The 1,210-nt window shown below is 23.1% G+C and carries 2 protein-coding genes; one reads left to right on the top strand and one right to left on the bottom strand.

Going from position 1 to position 1,210, the window contains the following annotated elements; genetic code table 11:
- Positions 1-476 (bottom strand): helix-turn-helix domain-containing protein (locus ABHR63_RS09980; RefSeq protein ID WP_346966007.1); only part of this gene is annotated, 476 nt, incomplete at its 3' end.
- A 311-nt stretch (positions 477-787) separates the two neighbouring features.
- Between ABHR63_RS09980 and ABHR63_RS09975 the strand changes: the two genes are divergently transcribed.
- Positions 788-1,210: N-acetylmuramoyl-L-alanine amidase (locus ABHR63_RS09975; RefSeq protein WP_346966006.1), on the top strand; the 423-nt coding region annotated here is incomplete at its 3' end.

Here is a 1,210-nt window from a genome sequence, read left to right as displayed (position 1 = left end):
ATCTCTACCTCACTTTTATCATTTAAAAATTTATATTTTATAACCTTTTGTTCTTTTTCTGTAAGGCATTTTAGCATATCTTCAATTTCAATATTAGATTCTATATATTTTACTAAAGGCTTATCTTTAAACTCTACCATGCTTGATAAAGACTGACTTTCAATAAAATATCTTTTTATATTTTTATTTATATACATGTCCTTTCTACTGTTTAATATTGATTTATAAATATAATTAACTAAACACCCTTCATTTTCAAATTGAGGATTATCAATAGGTATTTTATTAACTATATTTATTAAACTAACTATTAAATCTTGTTTATTATCTTCAACATCATAACTATTAAAGTAGATCTCTTTAAGAAAAGACATTTTATATTTATTAATTAATATTTCAAACTTATTTATTATATATTCTATAGCCTTTTTATCTCCTTTTTGACATAATACTATATTTTTATATAATTCACTCATACGCACTCTACCCCTATTAATTTATTTTTTGCATGGTAGAGTGTTTTTATTTTTTAATAAAATGTTCTATTTTCTAACCGAACATATGTTCGTATTAATTTTACAACTTTTTCATAAATAAGTCAATAAACCCAAACAATAAAAAAATAGACTAAAAGCTTATACTATATAAAAAGCTTTTTTTAGTCTATTTTGTAAATATCTATTTTTTATAAAAATCTAACTTTCTTTAATTTTTATGTTTACAAAATCAAATTCTAACACTTTTTAATATATAAGAACATAAAAATTTAAGAAAGAAAGGTGATAATATGAAAATAGCTATACGTGGTGGACATAACTTTTTAGCAAAAGGTGCTTGTGGGTTAATAGATGAAACTATAGAAGATAGAAAAGTTTATAAAGCTGTTATTAAAAACTTAATTGAAAATAATTTTGAAGTTTTAGATGTTACTCCAGGAGACTGTGATGTTAATACTGATTTAAAACTTGGAGTAGATAAAGCTAATAATTTTAATGCAGATTTATTCATTTCTATACACTTTGATAAATGTTATGACAAATTTGATGGTCCTTTAGGTACAGGAACTTGGGTTTGTGAAAAAGGGGGAAAAGCAGAAATATATGCTCAAAATATAGTAGATACAATCTCTGAAGGAACTTCCTTAAAAAATAGGGGAGTTAAAACTAATGCTAAGCTTTATGAATTAAATAAAACAATAATGCCAGCTGTA

Origin of the sequence: Collinsella aerofaciens (assembly GCF_039752775.1) — a bacterium.
In the GTDB taxonomy this organism is placed as follows: Bacteria; Actinomycetota; Coriobacteriia; order Coriobacteriales; family Coriobacteriaceae; genus Collinsella; species Collinsella aerofaciens_R.
The sequence above is the reverse complement of the archived record's forward strand: the minus strand, read 5'-3'. Positions and strand labels throughout refer to the sequence as shown.